The organism is Saccharibacillus endophyticus, from assembly GCF_013185185.1.
GTDB lineage: Bacteria > Bacillota > Bacilli > Paenibacillales > Paenibacillaceae > Saccharibacillus > Saccharibacillus endophyticus.
Genome location: NZ_JAAZWE010000002.1, coordinates 985,527 through 1,009,327 on the forward strand (window position 1 = coordinate 985,527; position 23,801 = coordinate 1,009,327).

The 23,801-nt window shown below is 53.8% G+C and carries 20 protein-coding genes; 10 read left to right on the forward strand and 10 right to left on the reverse strand.

Going from position 1 to position 23,801, the window contains the following annotated elements; genetic code table 11:
• Window positions 1-4: 4 nt before the first annotated feature.
• Window positions 5-955, reverse strand: a complete 951-nt coding sequence (locus HRQ63_RS10255) for a dipeptidase (protein ID WP_172242766.1) — start codon at window positions 953-955, stop codon at window positions 5-7.
• A gap of 47 nt (window positions 956-1,002) precedes the next feature.
• Complete coding sequence (locus HRQ63_RS10260; protein WP_172242769.1) at window positions 1,003-2,346, reverse strand: cryptochrome/photolyase family protein; 1,344 nt, start codon at window positions 2,344-2,346, stop codon at window positions 1,003-1,005.
• A gap of 194 nt (window positions 2,347-2,540) precedes the next feature.
• On the opposite strand from HRQ63_RS10260, the gene HRQ63_RS10265 reads away from it, so the two are divergent.
• Window positions 2,541-3,071, forward strand: coding sequence for a hypothetical protein (locus tag HRQ63_RS10265; RefSeq protein ID WP_172242772.1), 531 nt, complete (start codon window positions 2,541-2,543; stop codon window positions 3,069-3,071).
• 232 nt (window positions 3,072-3,303) lie between these two features.
• Here the strand turns inward: HRQ63_RS10265 and HRQ63_RS10270 are convergent, their stop codons facing one another.
• From HRQ63_RS10270 to HRQ63_RS10300, 7 genes are all read right to left on the reverse strand, one after another.
• Window positions 3,304-4,326: an NADH:flavin oxidoreductase/NADH oxidase gene (locus HRQ63_RS10270; protein WP_172242775.1), complete on the reverse strand. Its 1,023-nt coding sequence runs from the start codon at window positions 4,324-4,326 to the stop codon at window positions 3,304-3,306.
• 318 nt (window positions 4,327-4,644) lie between these two features.
• Window positions 4,645-5,088, reverse strand: coding sequence for a MarR family winged helix-turn-helix transcriptional regulator (locus HRQ63_RS10275; RefSeq protein ID WP_172242778.1), 444 nt, complete (start codon window positions 5,086-5,088; stop codon window positions 4,645-4,647).
• Window positions 5,089-5,321: 233 nt separating this feature from the next.
• Window positions 5,322-7,364, reverse strand: coding sequence for an McrB family protein (locus HRQ63_RS10280; RefSeq protein ID WP_172242781.1), 2,043 nt, complete (start codon window positions 7,362-7,364; stop codon window positions 5,322-5,324).
• Window positions 7,365-7,505: 141 nt separating this feature from the next.
• Window positions 7,506-8,663: a DUF418 domain-containing protein gene (locus HRQ63_RS10285; RefSeq protein ID WP_172242784.1), complete on the reverse strand. Its 1,158-nt coding sequence runs from the start codon at window positions 8,661-8,663 to the stop codon at window positions 7,506-7,508.
• Window positions 8,664-9,490: 827 nt separating this feature from the next.
• A complete protein-coding gene (gene nikC / locus HRQ63_RS10290) occupies window positions 9,491-10,399 on the reverse strand; it encodes a nickel transporter permease (RefSeq protein ID WP_172242787.1) in 909 nt (302 codons plus the stop codon).
• A 10-nt stretch (window positions 10,400-10,409) separates the two neighbouring features.
• Entirely contained in the window at window positions 10,410-11,414 is a 1,005-nt protein-coding gene (locus HRQ63_RS10295) for an ABC transporter permease (protein ID WP_037283857.1), read from the reverse strand.
• A 146-nt stretch (window positions 11,415-11,560) separates the two neighbouring features.
• Complete coding sequence (locus HRQ63_RS10300) at window positions 11,561-13,234, reverse strand: ABC transporter substrate-binding protein (RefSeq protein WP_172242789.1); 1,674 nt, start codon at window positions 13,232-13,234, stop codon at window positions 11,561-11,563.
• 508 nt (window positions 13,235-13,742) lie between these two features.
• Here HRQ63_RS10300 and HRQ63_RS10305 point away from each other — a divergent pair.
• The 4 genes from HRQ63_RS10305 (at window position 13,743) to HRQ63_RS10320 (ending at window position 16,860) form a co-directional block, all read left to right on the forward strand.
• The gene (locus HRQ63_RS10305; RefSeq protein WP_172242792.1) at window positions 13,743-14,441 is read left to right on the forward strand and encodes a hypothetical protein; all 699 of its coding nucleotides are present in this window, start codon (window positions 13,743-13,745) and stop codon (window positions 14,439-14,441) included.
• A 358-nt stretch (window positions 14,442-14,799) separates the two neighbouring features.
• Window positions 14,800-15,735 (forward strand): NADP-dependent oxidoreductase, encoded by a 936-nt coding sequence (locus HRQ63_RS10310; RefSeq protein ID WP_172242795.1) that lies wholly within the window; start codon window positions 14,800-14,802, stop codon window positions 15,733-15,735.
• A 128-nt stretch (window positions 15,736-15,863) separates the two neighbouring features.
• A complete protein-coding gene (locus tag HRQ63_RS10315) occupies window positions 15,864-16,412 on the forward strand; it encodes a MarR family winged helix-turn-helix transcriptional regulator (RefSeq protein ID WP_172242798.1) in 549 nt (182 codons plus the stop codon).
• Between the two features lie 127 nt (window positions 16,413-16,539).
• Window positions 16,540-16,860, forward strand: a complete 321-nt coding sequence (locus tag HRQ63_RS10320) for a hypothetical protein (protein ID WP_172242801.1) — start codon at window positions 16,540-16,542, stop codon at window positions 16,858-16,860.
• A gap of 80 nt (window positions 16,861-16,940) precedes the next feature.
• Here HRQ63_RS10320 and HRQ63_RS10325 read toward each other — a convergent pair whose 3' ends face one another.
• Entirely contained in the window at window positions 16,941-18,068 is a 1,128-nt protein-coding gene (locus HRQ63_RS10325; protein ID WP_172242804.1) for an NAD(P)/FAD-dependent oxidoreductase, read from the reverse strand.
• Between the two features lie 144 nt (window positions 18,069-18,212).
• On the opposite strand from HRQ63_RS10325, the gene HRQ63_RS10330 reads away from it, so the two are divergent.
• From HRQ63_RS10330 to HRQ63_RS10350, 5 genes are all read left to right on the forward strand, one after another.
• A complete protein-coding gene (locus tag HRQ63_RS10330; protein WP_172242807.1) occupies window positions 18,213-18,488 on the forward strand; it encodes a hypothetical protein in 276 nt (91 codons plus the stop codon).
• Window positions 18,489-18,872: 384 nt separating this feature from the next.
• The gene (locus HRQ63_RS10335; RefSeq protein WP_172242810.1) at window positions 18,873-19,214 is read left to right on the forward strand and encodes a hypothetical protein; all 342 of its coding nucleotides are present in this window, start codon (window positions 18,873-18,875) and stop codon (window positions 19,212-19,214) included.
• A 131-nt stretch (window positions 19,215-19,345) separates the two neighbouring features.
• Window positions 19,346-20,419 (forward strand): PDDEXK-like family protein, encoded by a 1,074-nt coding sequence (locus HRQ63_RS10340; RefSeq protein ID WP_172242813.1) that lies wholly within the window; start codon window positions 19,346-19,348, stop codon window positions 20,417-20,419.
• Between the two features lie 63 nt (window positions 20,420-20,482).
• The gene (locus tag HRQ63_RS10345) at window positions 20,483-20,881 is read left to right on the forward strand and encodes a (deoxy)nucleoside triphosphate pyrophosphohydrolase (protein WP_172242818.1); all 399 of its coding nucleotides are present in this window, start codon (window positions 20,483-20,485) and stop codon (window positions 20,879-20,881) included.
• The gene (locus tag HRQ63_RS10350) at window positions 20,881-23,775 is read left to right on the forward strand and encodes a DEAD/DEAH box helicase (RefSeq protein ID WP_172242821.1); all 2,895 of its coding nucleotides are present in this window, start codon (window positions 20,881-20,883) and stop codon (window positions 23,773-23,775) included. Before HRQ63_RS10345 ends, HRQ63_RS10350 begins: the two co-directional genes overlap by 1 nt.
• Window positions 23,776-23,801 lie beyond the last annotated feature (26 nt).

Sequence of the window (23,801 nt, forward strand, 5' to 3'; positions counted from 1 at the left end):
TATGTTAAGAATTTAAATTTATTTCCGCCGTATACCGCACAAAGTTATCGAATGCGAATCCGCGCACCTGCTCCTCGCTGTAGTGCTTCAGCAGCTCGCTAATCAAACGTTGGCTTTTACCCGCATGCTCCAATCCTTCGACCGTCAGCGTGATTCCGTCGAAGTCCGAGCCGAAGCCGATATGATGCTCCCCACCCAGCCCGCACATATGATCGATATGGCGAATCAGATCGGCAATCGTCGCAGGACCGGAGCTCCGCGCATCAATAACGAATTCCGGATAGTACACGACATGAACCGGAGCTCCGCGACGAAACATTGCCGTCAACTGCTCGTCGGTGAGATTGCGCGGATGATCGCACAGCGCTCTCGCATTGGAATGACTGGCGATCGGATAGCTCGCCAGCTCCATGACTTCCCAGAACCCGCGCTCATTCAGATGGCTAACATCCGTCAATATGCCATAGCGGTTATGGAGCGCAATCATTTCTTTGCCCAGCGACGTCAGTCCCGCGCCGCGCGGCTCCAGTACGCCGTCTCCGGCTTGATTGCCGTAATTCCATGTTAATCCGACTGAACGAACACCCAGGCGGTACAGCAAATGCAGCCTTTTCAGGTCATTCTCGATCGGGTCTACGCCTTCCAACGTCAGCAGCGCCCCTATCGTTCCTTCAGGCAACTTCCCGATTTGCGACCATTCGGTAATCAGCTGCATATCGTCATGCTTCTCCAGAATCTCCGCGTAAAAATAATGAATCTGATCCAGGCACGATTGCCAACGCATCGAGCCCGGCAATGCCGGATCGACGAACACCGCAAAACCCTGAACGGCCACGCCGCCTTCCTTCAATCGATCCCGATTACTCGCAAGCTCCGGTGCATTCGTATAGGATAACGCGCCGCGGGACGCTTCGATCTTAGCCAACGCGTCGCAGTGCAAATCGATGATCCGCATGACTTAAGCCTCCTTCTTTTTGCGTGTTGAACGAAAAGGTTCGTCGTCTATTTACCGTTCACGATGCCTTTATACGTCTCGATCGCCGCCGCCCGCGAAGCCTTCAGATCGACGATGGCGTCTTTGCGCGGCTTGTGCACCGTTTTGACGTCCTCGTCCGCAAGCTCCGGCAGCCATTCGCGGATATGTTCGCCGTTCGGATCATATTTCTCGGACTGGGTGACCGGGTTGACGACGCGGAAATACGGAGCCGAGTTGGCGCCCAGCGACGCGCACCACAGCCAATTGCCGCGGTTTTGGATATTATCGTAATCGAGCAGCTTGCGGCGGAAATAGTTCTCTCCCAGCGTGAACGGACATTGCAGGTTTTTGGTCAAAAACATGGCGCACAGAATCCGCAGCCGGTTCGGCATCAATCCCGTTTCGTTCAACTGCCGCATAGCGGCGTCGATTACCGGCATGCCAGTCTGCCCTTTGGCCCATTTTTCGAAATGCTCGTCGGTCAGCGCGGACAGATCGTATTTTTTCTCGTAGGAAAAATAGTTCTCGTCGTAGATCGCCAGATAATAATAGAAGTCGCGGAAAGACAGCTGGCGGACCCATTCGTCATGCTCTTTGCGGCGTTTTGCCCGGGCATACAGTTCCCGCAGCGACACCGCTCCGGCGTTCACGTGCGGATTGACGCCGCTCGCCGGAAGTTCCGGATAATAATCGCGCTTGTCGCCGTATTCGCGGATATTGTGTTCCAAAAAGTCGGCAACCTTGTCTTCCCATTCGTCGGCCGGTTCGATCTCGTCGAGATTTAGTGAAGGCTGATACTTTTTCGGCAGTTCGAACTCCGCTTCGCTTTTCGGCAGATCGTCGAGAGATACCGAGGAAGGCTGATTCGGCGAATGCGCCAAATACTCCAGCCATTTTTTATGAAACGCCGCGAACACTTTGTAGTATCCGTCTTTGCCCGTGAATTCGGCGAAACGGTCCAGATCGATCATCAACGTATCCATCAGCGGCGTGAACGCGACGTCGTGCTTCTCCGCCGCCTTTTTCAAATTGCGGTCGCGCTCGCGCGCGTACGGCGTGAAGTCGCGGTGCACCACCACTTCGTCGATCTCGTGCTCGCCGCCTTTTTGCTGATCGAGCAGCCATTCCAGCACTTCCGCCGGATCGCCGTGCGCGATATGCAGCATGCGCCCGGTTTGGTCGTACAGCTTGCGCAAACGGACGACGTGACGGAGAAAGTTGACGCCGCTGTGCTCTTGATCCCGGCCTTTTTGCAGCAAAAAAGGATCGAGAATCAGCAGATGCAGCACGGGATCGCCGGCTTCCTTCAAATAATCGAAAGCGACCAAATCCTCGGTGCGCAGGTCTTTGCGGTGAATGAACAGTTTCAAATGCGGCGTTCCCCTTTCCGTTGCTCGGTTAATATGGATTCCTCTATATTACCCGAGAGCGGCGCATAACGAAAACGGGACGACGATGATTCAAATTGCCCGATTCCGTCCAAAACCATACTGTAACGCCGACCTGACAAAGCTGCACATTATTCGACATTCGATAATTACAGCAATCACTGGAGGGATTTACGATGAAAAACGCATGGAGAAAGAAAACAACCGCTTTGGCAACGACTAGCTTGCTGGCCGCCGCGATCGCCGTCCCGGTATCCGCCGCTCCAGCTTCCATATCCGCTTCCGGCTCGGCATCCGCCGTCTCGGCAGCCGCTTCATCCAAAGCCTCGACCGTCGAGAACAGCCTGGTAAACGTCGCCGGCTTCAAAAGTGCTTCGAACTTCAAAGCCTTTTACGCCAACTTGCAGCGCGCCGTCGCCAAAGGCGACAAAGCCGCAGTAGCCGCGCGCGTCCACTACCCGCTCACCGTATTCATGGATGACGACGATGACGACAACAACAAAAAACTGGTGATCAAAACCAAAGCCCAGTTCCTGAATAATTACAACCGAATCTTCACCGACGACGTCCGCGAAAACCTGGCCGAAACCTCGTTCTCCGAACTGCTCGTCAACTGGAAAGGCGCCTCCGTCGACGACGGCGACATCTGGTTCACCCCATCCAAATCCGGCATGCCCGGCATCTCGACCGTAAACGCGGACGATTAAAAAGTTGTGGTTTAAGGTAATAAATGAACTGCATCAAATCCATTGCGCAGCAAAAAGCCGATCTCCCAAAAAAGGAGATCGGCTTTCTTTTATAACCCCTTCATCTGAGCAGCAAGCCCAGCGGAGGGAGAAATTCAGGTCAAGACGCCTTTGAACGAGGAAAGCTGAAAGCTTTCTTCGTGAGACAGCGTCTTGACCGAATTTCTCCCGCAGCGCCTCCTGAGTAGCGCAATCAGAACCCCCCCGCATACTGTTTAGGCGCAGTAGAAGGCTGACGCAGAATGCTCTCCGCTTCGATCGCCCAATACGGATTCCGCAGCATCCCGCGCCCGACTGCGACCAAATCCGCATCTTCGTTGCCCACGACCGCATTCGCCAACACCGCATCGTCCAAACGGCCGACCGCCATTACCGGAATATCCAGCGTGTCGCGGATCTCGCGAGCGAGCGGAACCTGATAGCCTGCATGCGTGCCCGGTTTGCCGGATGCGCCGATCGGGCCTTCGCCGCCGGACGAGACATCGAACATGTCCACGCCTTCTTCGCGATAAGCACGAACAAACTCCAGGCTTTCCTTGATTCCGTAACCGCCTTCCACATACTCCTTCGCGGAAACGCGCATGATCAACGGCATGTCCGCCGGCATATTGGCGCGAGCGGCGCGAATGATTTCACGGCCGAACAACGTACGATCTTGACCGTATTCGTCTTCGCGCTTGTTGGTCAGCGGAGAATGGAATTGATGGATCAAGTAGCCGTGCGCCCCGTGCAGCTCAATCGTATCGAACCCGGCACGAACGGCGCGTTCAACGGAACGACCGAATTTGGCGACCATTTCTTTGACTTCTTCGGTAGTCAACGCGCGCGGCGTTTTCCAGCCTTCGTCGAATGCGATCGCCGACGGCGCGACCGGAACTTCGGCATCTTCGGCTTTGCGTCCGGCATGAGCGATCTGGATTCCGATCTTCGCGCCGTGAGCATGGACGGCGTCGACGATTTTTTTCAAAGCCGGGATCTGTTCGTCCGACCACAAGCCCAGATCATTGTCGCTGATCCGACCGTCCGGCTCGACGTCGGTCATCTCCACGATGATCAGGCCCGTGCCTCCGATGGCGCGGCTGACGTAATGCACATAATGCCAGTCTGTCGCGATTCCGTCTTTCAGGTCGACAGAATATTGGCACATCGGAGGCATGACTACGCGGTTTTTCAGTTCCAGGTTTTTCAAACGATACGGGATGAAGAGATTATTCATGGAGAACTCGCCTCGGTTTCTTTTGGATTAAATAAAATGCATGCGCCTGCATGTATATTAGCATTTAGTTTTTCGTGTTGTCAACTCAAAGGGAGGTCCTATTCGGGGAGAATCGGCAGGGCGGCTGCGGGAAAAATTGCAAGCATAAGCTTCCGAAGTGCATTTCTTCGAAATGCTTCACAAGACGCTGTCTCACGCAGAAAGCTTTCCTCGTTCAAAGGCGTCTTTCACTGAATTTCTCCCTTCGCCTAGCTTCGCTGTCAGCATTTGGGGGAAGTAAAAAAAGAGACCGGTAGGGTTCCGGTCTCTTAAGTGGTTTTATTCGACTGTGCTTGCGGCTCGGACAAGGAAAGCATTTAGTTCGGGCGGCAGTTCGCCAGGGGTGCTTAGGGATTGAAGAACGGTTTTTACGGCTTCCGTTCCGCGTTTGAGTTTGTCTTCGCCGAGGGCGGTCATTTCGGTGTAAATCCCGCGGCGGTCGTCTTCGCAGATATGGCGGCGCAGCGCGCCGCATTTGGGCGCTTCCATCCGAAGCACCAACCGCGACATCGCGCTTTGGCTCAGGCCGACGCGTTCTTGAAGCTGCTGAAGGCGAAGCTTTTTATCCTCGTTCAAGGACAAAAAGTGCAGCACGTAAAACTCGTTGAGCGACAGGCGGGCCTCTTCGTCAAGAGCTTGTTCCAAACGCTGCGAGATCTTGGCTTGAAGGTTCGCCAGCTCCAACCAATTATTCAAAAGTCCGTTCGACTCGTTGGCATTCATGGGATTCACCTGTTTCTTGGCATAGGATAACTTGGGAGCGCGAGGCGCTCGCGCCCCGGCGTGTTCCTGTATTATATCGCCTATTTCGATACCTTGCCAGCGATAAGGCGACGGGGCGAGGGAGCGGTACTTTGTTACAAGTGAACGTAGGGGTGCGTAGTGTTCGTAGCTTGTTCCAGGCTAATGTAAGGTTAAGTTTGACTGAAGCCTACCATTTAAAGTGGGACAAGCTATTAACTCAGCCAATACGAAGTAAACCCGTCCTCGTCCAATCGCCGCAGCATATACGCGATTTTGCGAGCGCTTTGCGGATAACGGGCGGCGGCCAGCGCTTCTCGGCTGCGCCGTCCGGAGTAGACGCTTTCCGCCGAATCCTCCAACTCGCGCCAATCGAACGCTTTTTCCGCTTCGCTTCCGAGGCAATGGCGCAGCAAATCCAGCAGCACTCTTTTGACCAAAAAACGACTTCCCTGAATCCGCGGCAAAATCTTCTGCATGAGCTGGGCATCGAAGGCTTCCGCGCGGGTCATCAGGCCGAAGCGTTCGTTATAGATCAGGTAAAAGCACACCGCGTCCCGCACCCGAAACCCGACATGCGCCTGAATTTCTTCCAGGATGCCGTTGATCCGAGCCAACTCTTCGGCAGTTCGTTCGATCAGCTTGGAGTGGTTCTCCATCGCGTCCACCAGCTGCAAATAATCGCTGCCCAGCAGATGGCGGTCGGCCGACAGCACTTCCGCTTCTTGTTCGACTTCGGCAAAAAGCTGCGGCAGCCGCATCAGGTCGATATGATTGAACTCGATCGTTCCGGCGCGGTCGAGCACTTTTTTGCTGAACGGATAGGTCGTCTCGTCCATGTTGACGGTACCGACCACGTACACGTTGCCCGGAATGGCCAGATTGCCGTACAACGCCCGATCCTGCACCCGTTCGAGCGAAGCTTCCGGCAGCAGCGGTTGGGTGACGATGCTGCCGACTTGAGATACATCCAGTGCGCCGTCTCTTTCTTGTAAAACGTACCGCCGACGCGTCTCCATCAGGCTGAGTACATCGCTGAAGTAATGCTCGACGCGCGCCAGATTCATCTCGTCCAGCACGATAAAATACGGGTACTCCGCATTTTCCGGGCGCGAGGCTTCTTTGAGCGCCAGCGTCAGCGGACCGGGCTTGAACGCGCCGGACAGGTCTTTGTAGCCGATCAGGTCGGCCGGATCGTTCCAGTCGGGCCGCACCGGAATCAGCGTGAAGCGGCCGTTGTCCGGCGTCGAACCGAGCGCTTCGGCGAACAGGCGCGCAAGCTGCGTTTTTCCCGTGCCGGAGATGCCTGCGAGGATGACGAACGGACGGGTTTTGAGCGACAAATAAAAATGCTCCACCAGTCCGTCCGGAAACGAAAAGCCGCGCTGCCGAATGTAGGCGGATACGCCTGCGATAGCGCCTCGAACCTCTTTGTCGGGAATATGCGGCAAAGGCCGAGGAACAGGAATCGCGTTCAAAGTCGAAGCTTCGGCCGCTTCACCCTCTGCCTTTTCCCCTTCAACCGAATATTCGGCCCCGGCTTCCGCGATATGAAAATGAGCCCGGCTCAACTCGCGTCCGCCGAGCGTTCGCAGTTCGATCCGGTAAGTGAACGGCGTATCCGTCTCGTAGATATACAGATACTCCGCTCGTTCTTCCCGCGGCAAATAAGCATCCGGCGTATCGAAAGGATTCCGCACGGCCGCGATCTCGACCGATCCGCGCGGCGGAATCCGGCGTGCACCGGACGAACCGCCGCGTTCTGCGGAACCGGAAGAGTTTTCAGTCGAAGCCGAAGATCGAGCGGACGCGTTGTCGACTGCCGTCTGCTGAGTTGTATGTTCCGCAGACGAGCCCGTTTCCTTCCCGTCGCCGTCTCCTCCCTGCTGCCTCGCAAATCGAGCGGCCCACTCCTCCACTTCCCGATAGGTCATTTGAAAAGCGGACCGCAAAAAATCTTTGAATTCTTTATTGGAATCGTAACGAATCTCTAATGAAGACTTCCCGCTCGGCACGGCAATTCGCCAATGCTCCAGTCTTGCTTCGTAAGTGGCAATCGTATCTCCGCTTTGGTGCAGCAGACGAACCGGACGGCTTTCTCCGACCGCGGGCAGCGAGCCTCCTTCTTCCGCAAAATCCGCACGAAAGTCCGGAGGAATCTCGAAGCCGTGCCCGAACAGAAATCCATCCACTTGTTTGCGCGCGATCAGGCCGGGGATGCGATCGTCTTTCCACCAGCTTCCGTTTTGTTTAATCATGAGGCTCCTCCGTTACCGATTGTCGGGTCGAAACCCGAAGGTCTTTTCTATAACCCGTATTATATACAAAATGACCCCCAAAAAGCTGTATACGCAACAAGCATTATAGAAGTTATACCCAAACGGCAGCGGCGAACCGACTCAGGACGATCGCGAATTCCGGAACGGACCGTAGGACAGCTTGCGCCATAACAACTCCAGCGGCCCCGCCTGCCACCTGCGCACAAACAGGTTGGCGGCGATGGCGATCAATACGGCAATGACGACGAACATGCCGAGCGTCAGCCACACGCTGTAGCGTTCGCCCAGTCCCAATCCCCAGCCGTAGAAAAAGACCGACGCCAGAACGTTTTGCAGCACGTAGCAGCTGAGCGCCGCTTTTCCGATATCCGCAAAACGGTCGTTGAGACCGCGCAGTTGTTTCTTTTCCGCCAGCCAGCCCAGCAATCCGATATAGCCGACCGACAGCAGCGGAGCGAAAATATAACGCAGGGCCAGATCCAGATAGCCGCCTGCGAACAACGGAACGATATTGAGCACAAGCGCGATCGGCAGCACGACTTTGAGCAGCATGCCGCGCGTCCGGCGTCCTTTGTCGGTGTTTTGGAACGCCTCGCCGCGCAGCAGCTTGATCCCGCCGATATACAGCCCGATATTCATCAGACCGATCATCACGCCTTCGGCCCGCAGCGAAAGGAAATTGTTCAGGCGATACAAGATTTGCTGCATATAGCTGCCGTCTGCGTAAAGAACTTTCGTTTCCTGACCGAGCGCCAATAACTCCTTTTGAAAACCGGCATCCTGCATGATCCAGCCGAGTCCGAGCGACAGCGGCAGCATCAGAAGAGCGTGCAGCGAGAGGCAGACGATCATGATGACGGTAAGCTTACGTTCGGATAATCCGATCAGCATCGCCACGATCATGCCGGTTACGGCATAGCTCATCAGCACGTCGTATTCGAACACGAACACGTAATGCAGCAGGCCGTCGAGCAGAAGCAGCAGCATCGTCCACAGGATGAATCGCCGCCAGGGCATCCCGGTGCGCTGAGCTTTACGGTAGCGCATTTCCAGGCCGACGCCGAACAGAATGGTCAGCAGGCCGAGCATTTTGCCGTTGACGAAAACGGACTGAAGCGCGGTCACGATGCCTTCGGCCGATGCGCTCCAGTCGGTCAGGTCGAGGAAGGTCGTGAGGTCCGAATAGGTGGCGAACAGCCAGATGTTGGTGCCCAGCGTGCCGAGAATCGCGAAGCCGCGCAGGATGTCGAGTAGTTCGATGCGTTTTGAGTTTTGCATGATGCCTCCTTTTTTAATACGAATGTGTTATAAAAGGATTGTACGGGAGTTGTTGTCAACGTGCAAGGGGAGGCGCTGCGGGAGAAATTCGTTCAAGTCGCTGTCTCACGCAGAAAACTTTCAGTTTTCCGCGTTCAAAGGCCAACGTGCTGTCGGACGTTACCGCAGGCTTTCTTCGAAATCCTGTATTTCACTGAATTTCTCCCTTCGCTTACCGCTTGCATGGAGGGGGTTAAAAAGCATTGAACCGCCCTTTGGGAAGGGCGGTTCAATTTTTTAGATATGACTGCTGCTTGCTGCTTGATTAATGTTGACGTTTCGTTCAAATGTTTCAGAGAAAAGAGGTATTATGACGTTTTTCGAGCAAAAATGTGAGCGTAATGTCAGCATTTTTGCTCAGAAAACAGGATTGGAGCACTATTTGCTGACATCGCGTCAACATTTGATATTGGGATGGAGGCAATCGGCTGTTGACTTCAAGCGAGGTCGACTTACAGATCGATTAAGCTGACCTCTGCCCTTGTGACTCGAGTCTGCATAGCTATTGTAAGACGTTGACTAGAGAACTTTAAAAAAACGCTCTACGTGTCGAGAAAATCCAACGTAACTGGAAGCGAGAAGACGGAGAGAGAAATTCAGTGAAGGAATGAAATGTTCGCCTTTGAAATCGGGAAAATACAAATAAAAGTTCAATCCTATTTTCCCGGTTTCAACACGCGACCTGAAGCATTTCGAAGAAATGCACTTCGGAAGCTTATGCTGACAATTTCTCTCGGAGTCTTCTCGCTTCCCCCACCAACGAAACTTTCGAGAAGATCCTGAATCGTTTATCTCCCCTTCATCTTCGGATCGAACGTGTCTCGCAGGCCGTCGCCCATCAGGTTGAAGCCGAGCGAGGTCAGCAGGATACACAAGCCCGGGAAGATAACGGTCCACGGGGCGGTTTGGATGAATTGTCGGGAATCGGACAGCATTTTGCCCCATTCGGGATCGGGCGGTTGGGCGCCGAGACCGAGGAAGCCCAGGCCGGCTGCCTCGATGATCGCGGTGGCGACGCCGAGTGTGCCCTGCACGATGATCGGGGTCAAGCTGTTGGGCAGGATGTGCTTGAACAGGATGCGGCCGTCGTTGGCTCCCAAAGCGCGGGCGGCGGTGATGAATTCCTCCTGCCGCAGCGATAGAACGCGGGAGCGGACCAAGCGGCCGTAGGTCGGGACGTTGACGATCGCGATCGCGTACAACGCGTTTTGCAGCGAAGGGCCGAGAATCGCGACGATCGCGATCGCCAGCAGGATGCCGGGGAACGCGAGCAGGATATCGAACACGCGCGAGATAAGCATGTCTACCCATTTGCCGTAAAAGCCCGCGATAATCCCGAGCAGCGTGCCGATCACGATCGAGCCGACGACGGAGAGCAGGCCGACCCAGAGCGAGATGCGCGCGCCGTAGATCACGCGGCTGAAGATATCGCGGCCGAGGTCGTCGGTGCCGAACCAGTGCTCGCCGGACGGCGGCTTGAGCCGGTCGGACAGCACTTGCGCTTTGTAATCGAACGGCGCGATTAACGGTGCGACCAAAGCCAGCAGGACGAAGAAGATCACCAGGCACAGACCGACCAGCGCCGTTTTGTTTTTCGCGAACGATCGGGCCGCATCCCGCCAGGGGCCATGCTGCACGTTACTCTGTTTGGAGTCGGCGTTCGGCCGGACGTCGGCCTTCAAGAATGCGTCGCTCATGTGAGTCCCCCTATTTGTACTGGATGCGCGGATCGAACACGACGTACAGCAGATCCACCAGCAGATTGATAAGCACGAAAATGACGGCGACGATCAGGATGCCGGATTGGATCACCGGATAATCCCGGTTGCTGATCGCTTCGAAGATGTAGCGCCCTACTCCCGGCCAAGCGAAGATCGTTTCGGTCAGCACCGCGCCGCCGAGCAAAGCGCCCGTTTGGATGCCGATCACCGTCAGCACGGGGATAAACGAATTTTTGAGCGCGTGCCGATACACGACCGCGAACTGAGACAGTCCCTTGGCCCGCGCCGTGCGCACGTAATCGAGCTGCATCACTTCCAGCATGCTGGAACGCGTCATGCGGGCGATGACCGCCATCGGAATAGTCCCGAGCGCGATCGCCGGCAGGATCAGGTGCTTGAATACCGTCCACAGCTGCGCGAACTGTCCTTGAATGATCGCGTCGAGCACGTAGAACCCGGTCACCGCGTCGAGCGGATCGCGCGCGTTCATCCGCCCGCTCGACGGCAGCCAATGCAGCTCGTTGGCGAAGATCCACTGCTCCATCAAGCCGAGCCAGAAGACCGGCATCGACACGCCGAGCAGCGCGATCAGCATGCAGATATAGTCGAACCACGAATTATGCTTCCAGGCGCTGATGATGCCCGCGTTAACGCCGAAAAACACCGCGAACAGCATGCTGGCAACCGTAAGCTCGAATGTCGCGGCCAGATAAGGCACGATCTCTTCCGAGATCGGCGCGCGTGTTCGAATCGAATTGCCGAGATCTCCCGTGAGCAAATCTCCAAGATAACTGAAATACTGCTGAAGCCAGGGCTTGTCCAGTCCGAGTTGGTCTCGCAGCGCCTGCTTGGACTGCTCGGTCGCTTTTTCGCCCAGGATCGTATCGGCCGGATCGCCCGGAATCGCGTGAATGATCGAAAAGACAATGATCGTCATGCCCAGCAGTACCGGAATCAGTACGGCCAACCGTTTGAATATGTAGGAAGTCATTGTGCGTCACCCGCTGTCGGTTTGGTATGAATCGGGAATCGGTGCAAGGTCGATACCGGATCAACAGATCAATTACGGCCCGGGAAGCCTGCCGCTGTGAGCGGCGCACCTCGCGGGCCGTAGCTGATATTCAGAAACGATACGGTTTACTGCGTGATCGAAATTTCCGCGTACGGCTCGGAGCCGGTCGGCGAAGGCACGTAGCCTTGGACGTTATTCGAAGCGGCCAAGAGCGGCGTGGAGTGTACCAGCGGTACCCACGGCGCGTCGTCATGCACGATGACCTGCGCTTCTTCGTACAACTTGGCGCGCTCGTCTTGATTCGTTTCCTGCTGCGCCTTCACCAGCACTTCGTGCAGCGGATCGCTGGCGTATTGGCTGTAGTTGTTGCCGCCGATGGAATCTTTGTCGAGCAGCGGGTAGAAGAAGTTGTCCGGGTCGCCGTTGTCGCCGGTCCAACCTATGATGAACAGATCGTCTTTTTCGCCCTTGCTCAGGTCGTCAAGGTATGTGGCCCATTCCGGCGACTCGATATTGACCGTCACGCCGATCTGCGCGAAGCTGGCTTGAATGACTTCCGCCACTTTGCGGCCGTCCGGCATGTACGGGCGGGATACCGGCATCGCGTAGAAAGTCAGCGGCTGCTCGATTCCGTTCGCGTATCCGGCGTCGGCAAGCAATTGCTTGGCCTGCTCCAGATCGTACGGGTAATCTTCGATGCTGTCGTTGTAGCCCCACAGCGACGGCGGGATCGGGTTTTTGGCCGGTTCGGCTTGTCCCGCGAAGAACGCGTCCACGATGCCCTGCTTGTCGACGGCGTGGCTGAGCGCGATGCGCACCTTCGGATCGTCGAACGGCTTTTTCGTGACATTAAAGCCCAGGTAAGCGACGTTGAACGGCGGGCGGTTGAACTTTTGCAGATCCGGATTGCTTTCCAGCGTCGCCAGATCGTCCGGGCTGAGGTCTTCCATCAGGTCGATCTCGCCGTTTTGCAATGCGTTGAAGCGCGCCGTGTTGTCCGGGATCGAACGCACGATGACCGTATCGACCTTAGGCAGGCCTTCCTGCCAGTATTCCGGGTTCTTTTCCAACGTGATCGAGTCGCTGCGTTTCCATTCCTTGAACACGAACGGGCCGGTTCCGACCGGATTGGCTTTGAAGTCGGCTCCCGATTCTTGAACGGCTTTCGGGCTGGCGATCGAGAAAGGAGGCATCGCCAGATTTTGCAGGAACGGAGCTTGCGGTTGATTGAGTTCGAACACTACCGTCGATTCGTCGGAAGCCGTTACGCTTTTGATGACGCGGGCTTCGGCCGGACCGAACATGGAGTCGTAGTAGTCGAAGGAATCGCCTTCGAACTTGAATTCGCTGTCCGGATCGTTCCAACGGTTGAAGTTGAATACGACCGCGTCGGCGTTGAAGTCGGTTCCGTCATGAAACTTCACACCTTGGCGCAGCTTGAACGTATACGTCAGGCCGTCGTCGGAAATTTCCCAACTTTCGGCGAGCGCGCCTTCGACTTCCGTCGTGCCCGCTTTGTAAGCGAGCAGCGGATCAAATACCTGCTGCGCGATTTTGAGCGATTCGCCGTCCGTTACGATCGAGGGATCAAGCGCTGCCGAATCCCCGCCCCGTCCGACGATCAATGTGCCGCCGGCTGCTTCTCCAGCAGGCTCGGCTGCAGGTTCCGTCGTCGCTTCCGTTCCCGTTTCCGTCGAAGCTGCCGGTTCCGTCGCGCTTTCCCCTCCGCCTCCGCAGGCGGCAAGCACCAGCACCAATGACAACATTAACGTAAGCAGCAATCCCAATCTTTTTCTCATGAACAGTACGCTCCCCTCAAGATTGCATTCTGCCCGCGCACATCGCCCGCCAAGCCCAACATTTTGTAATTATTATGTATATTGGTGTGATCGCTTGAGCATTGGCTCCGAGTCGAGTGAATATAACTTACATGAACAGCGGTTGATTCGCAATATTTTTTTCTATAACTCCTTATTCATGTCAGGTAAAGTAACTGATAAATATTAAAAATGAATTTCTTTTGCTTCATATATAGGAGACAATCGAAACGTTTGGAATTTTTCGTAAAAAAATTTGCCGATTTGTACTCAGCAGACGGACAATCTTGATCGATCTACCTCGCTCTACTTTTTTGCCGCTTTCAAAAACGACGGATTACCGATTTCCAGCAATAGGGTTTTCCTCCTAATGCAGAGCCGATGCACATCCGCTTTTGCAATTTTTTTTCGAATGCGACAACTCCGCCGCCTGTCCCGGCGTTTATTGGATTAAAAAGGAGCTTATCGCTTCGCAAGGGGGCAATTCATCGTGTTTTCCACCGTAAAAAGGAAAGTCTTGCTCGGATTCATCCTGATTCCCGTCCTGCTGGCCGCTGCTTTTTACGTGCTGCTTCAGCTCAAATTAAACGGATTCGAACGCGACATGCGCTTGTATCTCGTCGATCACGGCGTTGCCGAATCAGAGATTGTAGGCATCGAAGCCAAGCGCTCCATGCTGCCGACATACCCGGTGTTCGTGCGTTTTGCCCATGATCCGGATCGCGCCTACACGTTCAAACCCGACGAAGAGCAGCCCGGGAACTTCGTGCTGTTGGACTCCCGCATTCCTCCCCAGTTGGTCGATCGGGAAGCGCAAAACGCGGAGTATGCCGCCTTTTTGGAAGCGTACGGGTTTACCGACGTGAACAGGCTGGGGATGACGGACTCTTCGGTACTTGCCGCAAATGCGGAAGCCTCGAAGCTTCTCCGCTCGTATCGAAGTTCGGCCGAAGCCGATCTCGCATCGCTGTACGGCCAGCGCGTCAACACGTACAAGTTTTCCGCCGATCATCCGCAGCTTCGCAAGCAGTTGAGTCTGCAAGATCAGGATCGGATAGACCTTTATCTCATGAAGGTGGGCGATCTGGTTCGCGGCGGTTACATGGAAGTGCGCGAGGCAAAGGCTAACGGACAGACGCAGACGAAAAACCAACGGTACACGCTCCGAGGCGACGCGGTCGAATCCTGAAATTGCTCGCCTCGCAATGGCTTCCCGGGTTCCTGATCGCGTTAATCGGTAGATCAGCGTGTTTTTCCTGCTTCCGTATCGCCGCCGCTCCCGACTGTACGCGGTATCGCTATACGCCTCTTCAGCGGTGTCGGTGCTGTATTTGCTGCTGCTCACGCCTCTTTTGTACCTATTCGGCACCTGATCGACAAACGATATTCCCGCCCGAATCGACCCCAATTTCAGCGGCGAGGAATATCGTTTTTTTATTTTTTCAAAAAATATGTTGCCAACCACTTAAATTAGGTTTATATTTATGTGGCCGGCAACATTAATCGATTTTATAACCAACTTCCCACTTAAAAAGGAGACGATAAACATGAATCAAACTAAGATGCAAGCTATTCTGGTCGATCAATACGGAGACGCCGACGTTCTGGAATTGCGCGAAACGAACTGCCCTAAGCCGCAGGAAGACGAAGTGCTTGTACGCATCTCCTTCGCTGCCATGATCCCGTTGGATTGGAAAATTCGCAACGGTTGGCTGGAGCAGGTCTTCCCGACGACGTTCCCTTATACGCCTGGTTTTTACGCCTCGGGCATCGTCGAAACGGTAGGCTCGCAGGTTGCGGAGCTTCAACCGGGCGACCGGGTCTTCGGCGATCTGCGCGGCTCTTACGCCCAGTATGCCGTCGCCAAAGAAGACGCGTTGGTCAAGCTGCCGGACTCCATCTCGCTCGAAGACGCCGCCGCGATCAAAGCCGGAGCCGATTCCGCCTGGAAAGCGCTGTTCCTCGAAGGAAATCTGCAAAGCGGGCAAACCGTGCTTATCCATGCCGCTGCGGGCGGAGTCGGTCAATTCGCCGTTCAGCTCGCCAAGTGGAAAGGAGCGACCGTGATCGGCACGGCTTCGGCGGACAATCTGGAATTCGTGAAATCGCTCGGCGCGGATATGGTCATCGACTACCGCAGCGAAGACTTTTCCGAACTTGTAAAAGATGTCGATCTGGTGGTCGATACGGTCGGCGGGGATACGGAGCAGCGTTCATGGGGCGTGCTGAAGCGCGGCGGCATTCTGGTCTCCCTCGTCGGCGATCCGGATGCGCAGCAGGCCGCCGCGCACGGGGTGACGGCGAAGTTCAACACGGTGTTTGCCGCTCGCGAGCATCTGCTTCAGATCGTCGACCTGCTTGCGGACGGCACTTTGAAAATGGAAACGGGACGCGCCTATCCGCTGAGCGAAGCCGGAGAAGCGCAGCGCTTCAGCGAACAGCGCCGCGGACGCGGACGGATTCTGTTGAATCCCGAAGCGTGAACGCAGCTTGAAGCGGGACAAAATGCCGGCATACGCTGTATGATAGAAGCAGCAGTGCCTTGACGCGTACGGGAGTCCGCAAACTTGAGATTTCCGTACGCAGACCAGGCAGAAACGAGGAAAACGCGATGACTCATGAACACGCTCAGCCACCTGAAGATTTTCAACCTAACCATCGAACCGGCACGTCGGCAGATTCCGATGTCGCAACTCCTTCTTCCCTACCCGCTCCCCGAGAGTTCAGCGCCGGCGAGCGGTATCCGGTCAGCTTCGCGATCTTTGCCATGGGGCGCTCGCACAAAGGATTAGCTGCTCAACTTTTGCGGGAAATCGGGCTGTTTGCCGGGCAAGAGATTCTGTTATTCCAGCTCTGGGACAACGACTCGCAATCGCAGAATAGTCTGGGACGCGCGCTGAGACTGGACCATTCCACCGTAGCCAAATCCGTCAAAAGGCTGGAAGAATCTGGGTTGGTCTCACGCTCGCGCTCGCCCGAAGACGGCCGCGTCACGCTGGTATCGCTGACGGATGCAGGACGTGCGTTGGAGCAGCGCGTGACGGCGGTCTGGCAGCAGGTGGAGCAGGCGACGACGGAAGGATTTACCGAAGAGGAGCTGGCGACGCTGACCCGATTGGCATTGAAAGCGGCGGCGAATGCGGATAAGCATTTGAAATGACGGGTTGAACCGAATAAGCAGGATGAAAAGACCGTTTCTTTGCGAAGCGGTCTTTTGTATGGCCGAGGGGTTCTTTTCGATCTTTTTTCATGTAAAATAAAGGAATATGAGGGAAGAAGGGATCGAGATGGTCGTGTTGAAAAAAGGAGCGGCGTGTGCCGTGTTATTTCTCTCGATGTATTTGCCCGCGGGTCAAGCTGCTGCGCCGCCGTCAAGGGTCGCTTCCGATGCCGATCCCATCATCGGTACGGCTTCCTCAACGCCAGCGGAACATGCGCTTGACGGGGCAATCCGATACGTTTTCCCAACTGAAGACGAAGCGGTAAAAGGGATCGAGATCCAGCTTTCCGCGCGCGAAATGATGGAGGGGCATAGCACCGAATCGTATGCGCGTCCGCTGTATCGCTTCGATCCGGTGGAAATCGGGCTGTTGGAGCAAGGGATTTAGACCGGGATTCAGGCATGGCAAAGAGACCTTATCGAGGCGATGAAGGTCTCTTTATTGATAGATTCAAATGGGCTTCCGGATTATTTCTCCCCCAGCGCCTTCTCCACTGCATAATCTTCCAAAGGCAAATCCGTCTCCCGTCCCAGCGCGAGCTTCGCCAACTGGCTGCCGAGGAACGGTCCCATCGTCAGGCCGGACGCGCCCAAGCCGTTTGCAGTGATCAGTCCTTCCCAGCCCGGAACGCGTCCGATCACCGGCAAAAACCCCGGCGTGAACGGACGGAATCCGACGCGGACCTCCTCTACTTCTCCGTCTGACAGCCCGGGCGCAAGCGCCAGTCCTTTGTCCAGTACCTCGTGCATGCCGCCCGCCGTTACGCGCACGTCGCTCAGCTCCACCCCGTTCTCGTGCGTTGCGCCAACGACCATTTTCCCGTCATCGAACGCCAGCAAATACTGATCGGTCGGCGGGATTACTACAGGCCAACGGCCGCTATCCGGCTGGCCCAGAACGTCGAGATGCAGGATCTGCCCTTTCTGATACGTCACTTGGAAATCCAGCCCCAGAGGCCGAAGCAGCTCGCCGGACCATGCACCTGCGCAAATGACCACTTCGTCCGCAGCCACCGTCTCCCCGTTCACGTTCACTCCGGTTATCCGCCCTTCAGACGCTTCAAATGACGCTTGTCCTTCCTTCACTTTCGCGCCATTGCGCACGGCTGCCGACACCATCGCATCCCGCAGCGCACGCCCGTCCACCCGAGCCGCTCCGCTGACCTGAACCGCCAGATAGCCTTCGTTTAAAAGCGGGAAAAGCTCTCGGACTTGCGTCTCGTCCAGCACCGTAATCTCCCCGATCTCCGGCGCATCCTCCCTGCGTTTCTCGGCACGTTCTCGCATCTGCTCAATCTTGCCCGGGTCCGTATGCAGACTCAGCGCGCCGACTCGGGCATATCCGGTATCATGCTCGCCTTCCGCGCGCAGGCGCTCCGTCAGCTCGGCGTAGTACCTGGCTCCCGCCTTGGCGAGCCGATACCAGGCCTGATTGCGGCGCTGCGACAGCCACGGGCAAATAATCCCGGCCGCCGCGTCCGTCGCGCGTCCGGGATGCTTGGCGTCGATCAGGGTCACCTCGGCGTCCGAGCGGGATAGGTGATAAGCCGCCGAAGCGCCGAGAATGCCGGAGCCGACGACGATAATTTTTTTCATACGATAAAATTCCTTTCTGCGGGTAAAAATAAGTTCTTTGGCCGTTCGTTCAGCCTTTCCATAACTATTATACCGGGCGGCGGGTTCATCTTTATAGAAAAAGAAAAAATGCGTTTAGCATATGCATGCAAAAAGGGGTTAACCATGTTATTTGAACTTTTTCCGGATTTGAATCCGCTGCTTATGATCCTTGTGATCGCTCCGATCTTGGCCGTGGCGCTGGTGTTGATCGGTAAACGGTTGAAGCTGCATGCCGGGTGGAGCGTAGCGGCGAGCTTGTTCATTCCGCTGCTTTTTATCTGGACGGATTGGTCGACGCTGAAAGCGAATGTGGATAGTTGGGTGATTTACGGCGCGGCTTATGGGGCAATTGCTTGGGTGGTCGGTTGGGTGTTGAAGGGAAGGAAAGTGCGAGCGTGACCGGGAAAAGAGGATTGAGCCATGAAGCGATCGAAAAAGCCGTGGATTGTGTTGTTGGTCGTTGTGTCGCTGTATAGCGGTGCTGAATTCTTGGTTTTTGTGATCGGACATGTGGCACGTTCAATACGGTGCGGCGTTAGATGAGAAAACATCCTTATCCATTGCATAGACCAGTTATCTCTTATCCCTGGGTCCACCGTAACATTTTGTTGCAGATATCGTATTGCTAAGTACCTAAATTAGGTATCTGCTCCTACACTGGGGATGTATCCTCAATTTTTTACATATTACCGCTTATTTCGTATTTCGCACGTCCGCCTCAACTTTTCCTCAATTTCCATGCAAGTCCGGCTTTTCACCCCCTACCCAAAGGAGCGCTACATTATGGCAACGACATCCGGTTCCGCGCAAGACATCCAGACTCAACCGCTCACGCTCGAACAGATTCACGACATTCAGGAAAACAATCGCATTGCCGCTGTTCTCCCGGTAAGTTTGCAGGACGTTTCCGATCTCTCTCCCGAAGAACTGGCCGACCACCTTTCGATCCAATTGACGGACAGCGATCTGCTGACCGACGTGCAGTTCGAACGCGTCGGCGTGCAGGACGAAAACACCGTGCTCATGAAAGTGTCGGGAGACGTCACGATGCTGCTGGAGACGCTGGAACTGTTCTCCGAGCATGCGGACGAGGAAGACGAAGAAGAGGACGAAGATAAGGAATAAGCAGTTTACGGTTAAAAAAGATGCAGCGTTCGCTTCGGGAGTTTCGAGGCGGGCGCTGTTTGGCATGAGGAACGTTACTATAGAGTAGAGTTTAGCGATTCTGATCTTCAAATAAAAGGAGCGTGCACATATTGAGCCCAAACTTCATTAATATTGTCGGCTATCAATTCGAACGCGTACATACCGGAATGATCGCTTGGTTGTTGGATTGGACAAACCCGTTAGTAACGCCTCGACAGAAATATGAAATCTTAAGCAGAATATACAGTGCCGCCAATCAAGCTGTTCCTTTTGAACTGTCCGATATTCATTCGATCGTCTGCAAGCCGGAGCATTCGTTCGGACGCAGGCGCAAAATCGATCTGGTCGTGAAAATCGCGCTGCGGGAGCAATCTCCCAAATACCTGGTCATGGAGATGAAAGTCGATTCTATTCCTTATAAGGAGCAATTATCCGGCACGATCGAAGACTTTAGTCAAACCGAAGGATTTGCGGAAAATGACGCTTTATTCCTGCTCTTATTGTTCGGCTCTTCGCAAGTTTGCATTCAGCCTGAGCTTTATTCCTTTCATGTTTTACGATTGCCACAAATCATGGACGTATTCGCCAATCTGAATGTGCCTTATTACGCATACACGGAATGGCTGGATTCGTTGCAAGAAGAAAACTCAAGATCACATAGGTTGGAGCAGAAGATCAAGCTTGCACCGAGCATGAAGCTGAATGAAGAGGAGAACGAATACTGGCGAGGTCAGGGTTATCGATTGTGGTTCCCCTTGTTCTACTATATCTACGACGAACTGAAAAGACATTCGAGCACGAACGATCAATGGGAGATTTATAGCGGAGGAAATAATCCCGTGATGAATTGGAACCCGGGCTGGCTTGCCAAGCAAATTAACGGTTATCCCGTTCATTTCTATTGGGAATTCAATTATCAAGACTTTATTTTGAAAGTGAAGATCGACGAGAAGAATCGGCTGCCGCAAAGCGATCTAAGCACATTGAGACAAACCGTAGTGCAGCTTTGCCAGCAAAACCTTCCCTACAGCGGGCGACAAACGCAAAATCGAAGCGGCCTTTATAACTCGATCTACAAATGGTCTTTTGATTTCAAGCATCAAGAATTCGAACACATTATGCGGGAAGTCAATCACATTTTGAACACCATACATCCCCTTCTAGCCTCTTCCCCATTTCCATAATAGAATAGGAATATAGATGCAGAACAAGCACAACCTATCCTAAGCTGCATACCGGAGGCATTCATGAAAAAACATATTCACGTAGTTGGAGCAGTCATCATCGAAAATGAAAAAATCCTTTGCGCGCAGCGCGGCAATACTAAAACCCTATCTTACAAATGGGAGTTCCCCGGCGGAAAGATCGAAGAAGGCGAGACGCCGCAAGAAGCTCTAAAACGCGAGATCGACGAAGAAATGAATTGCACGGTGGAGATCGGCGAGTTCATCGAAACGACCGTGCACGAATACGAATTCGGCTTTGTTCATCTGTCCACGTTCTATTGTACGTTGATCGACGGACAACCTACGCTGACCGAACATGTCGATATCAAATGGCTGGCCGCTTCCGAGCTGATGACGCTAGACTGGGCTCCTGCGGATATTCCGGCTGTTGAGAAAATTCAGGAGCAGATGAAGAACTGATGGACAATTCGATGCAGCATTTGAACGACTCCCTGAGTTGGGGATTCATCAATCACGAGCAAGAATCGTTGGATCAATATAAGCCTAAGCTGCTGATCAACAATAAAGACACAGGCGATCACGTCCTCACGCCGTTGCTTGAAGAGCTTCAGCAATGCCAGACCTTTACGTTCTCCGTAGCTTTTATCACGGAGAGCGGTCTGGCCGTATTGAAGTCTCAACTTGCGGATCTTAACGCCAAAGGCATTCGCGGCAAAATTCTGACCTCGAATTACTTGAACTTCAACCAGCCTAAGATTTTCCGGGAGCTGCTGAAGATTACGAATGTAGAAGTCCGCATTACTCATCTCGACGGATTCCATGCAAAGGGCTATGTATTCCAGCATCCGAACCATTCCACAATCATCATGGGAAGCTCGAACCTGACTTCGGCTGCTCTGAAAACGAATTATGAATGGAACGTGAAGCTCACCTCTTTCGAACACGGCGGATTGTTGGGCCAGTTCCATACCGAATTCGACAAAGCCTGGCAAACCGCGACCCCGCTCACTCCGTATTGGATCGAGGCTTATCAAGTTCTGTATGAAGAAGTTAAAAAAGCGAACGAGCGGATTCAGCTTCCTGTTCCTTTCTTGCCGGAAGTCGCGGTTCCTTACAACACGCTTCGACGAATCGAACCCAACAAAATGCAAGTTCAGGCTTTGCAGAATCTTAGCGCATTAAGAGACAGCAGAGCCCGCAGAGGCTTGGTGATCTCGGCGACGGGAACCGGAAAAACGTATCTGTCTGCTTTTGATGTCAGAAACGCCGCTCCGCGTCGAATGCTCTTTATCGTGCATAGAGAGCAAATTCTTAAAAAGGCAATGAGCGACTATCAGAAAATCATCGGCGGACCGGATTCGGACTTCGGCATTTTCTCCGGTAATCGTCGGGAAACGGAAGCTAAATACGTATTCGCCACGATCCAGACCATATCCCGAGCAGACAATCTAAGTCACTTTGCCGCCGATGCTTTTGATTACATCTTGATCGACGAAGTACATAGATCGGGCGCAGATACCTACTTGAGAGTGATCAACCATTTTGAACCCAAGTTCCTGCTCGGCATGACGGCTACGCCTGAACGTACGGACGAATTCAACATCTATGAATTGTTCGATTACAATATCGCGTATGAGATCCGGCTGCAACAAGCTTTGGAAGAAGATATGTTGTGTCCGTTCCATTACTTCGGCGTGACGGATTTCATTCAAAACGGCGAACTGATCGACGATCCGACTCGTTTGACCCAGCTGGATCAAGAAGAACGCGTGAACTATTTACTAGAGAAAATCGTCTACTACGGGCATTCGGGAGAAGCGGTAAAAGGTCTGATCTTCTGCGCGAACTTGAATGAAGCCGGCGACTTGTCGGATATGCTTAACGCTCGCGGTTATCGTACGGCAGCGCTGACGGGCAGCCACGATCAAGACGAACGCGAACTTCGGGTGACGCAGTTGGAAAACGGAGAGCTTGACTATATTCTCACCGTGGACATTTTTAACGAAGGCATCGATATTCCATACATTAACCAAGTGGTCATGCTGCGCCAAACGCAATCCAGCATCATTTTCGTACAGCAGCTCGGTCGCGGATTACGTAAGCATGAGGATAAAGAATTCGTTACGGTGATTGACTTCATCGGCAACTACAAAAACAACTATATGATCCCGATCGCCCTCTCCGGAGACAAGTCGCAGAACAAAGATAATATTCGGCGCCATATGAAAGATACTAGTTACATCAAAGGCGTCTCTTCGATCAACTTCGAAGAAGTCGCCAAGCAACAAATTTTCAAATCGATCAGCAATAGCAACCTCACAGCGCTCAAGGTGCTTCGCGAAGCGTATATCGAACTTAAAAATCGATTGAACCGTATTCCGCTGCTGCTGGATTTCATGCAAAATAACTCGCTCGACCCACTGATCTTCGCTGACGAGTTTTCAAGTTATTATCACTTCTTGTTGAAGATCAAGGAGCCGGTTCCGAGTTTATCCGAGCAGGATCAACAGTACTTGATGATGCTTTCTTCGGAAGTGCTAAACGGAAAGCGCCGGCATGAGATTGTATTGCTGGACATGCTCATGACTCAAGATCACGTGACCAAACAAGAATACGTCGAACGTCTTCGAGCAGAGAACTGCCGGGTAGGCGTAGACACGTTGTATTCGGTCATGCGCGTTCTGAGTATGGAATTCTTCACCGATCCGACGCGGAAAAAGTACGGTACCACACCGATAGTCGAGCTGCATGACGATCAAAGGTATAGCCTCCATCCCGTGATGAAAGAAGCGTTGCAGCAACGAGAATACTTCAGAGAGCTTATCGTAGACCTGATCCAAACGGCCTTTTCCAAAAACGAACAGTACGACGGCCAAGCTCCTATGACTTTGCATAAGAAATATTCGCGAAAAGACTCCTGCAAGCTGCTGAATTGGGAAAACGACGAGAGTTCGACGATGTACGGGTATAAGACCAAGCACGGAACATGCCCGATCTTCGTGACCTACGAGAAACATTCCGATATCGAGGCTAGCACGAAGTACCAGGAAGAACTCATCAATCCGGAAGTGCTGAAGTGGTCGACCCGCAGCCGGCGCACGACGATGTCTCCGGAAGTTCGGATGATTCTGGATGCCGATCAGGAAGGAATCGAGCTGCATGTCTTTGTGAAGAAGGATGATGCGGAAGGAACGGAGTTTTACTACCTGGGCAGAGCGCATTATGACGGGAAAAGCGCCGTAGATAGCACTATGTCGGATAAAGATGGCAATTCAATTCCCGTTGTGCATATGAATTTGGTGTTGGAGAATGCGGTGGAGAGTAAGTTGTATGGGTATTTGGTTCGAGGTTAGTACTTATCATACTAAAGGCAAGAGGA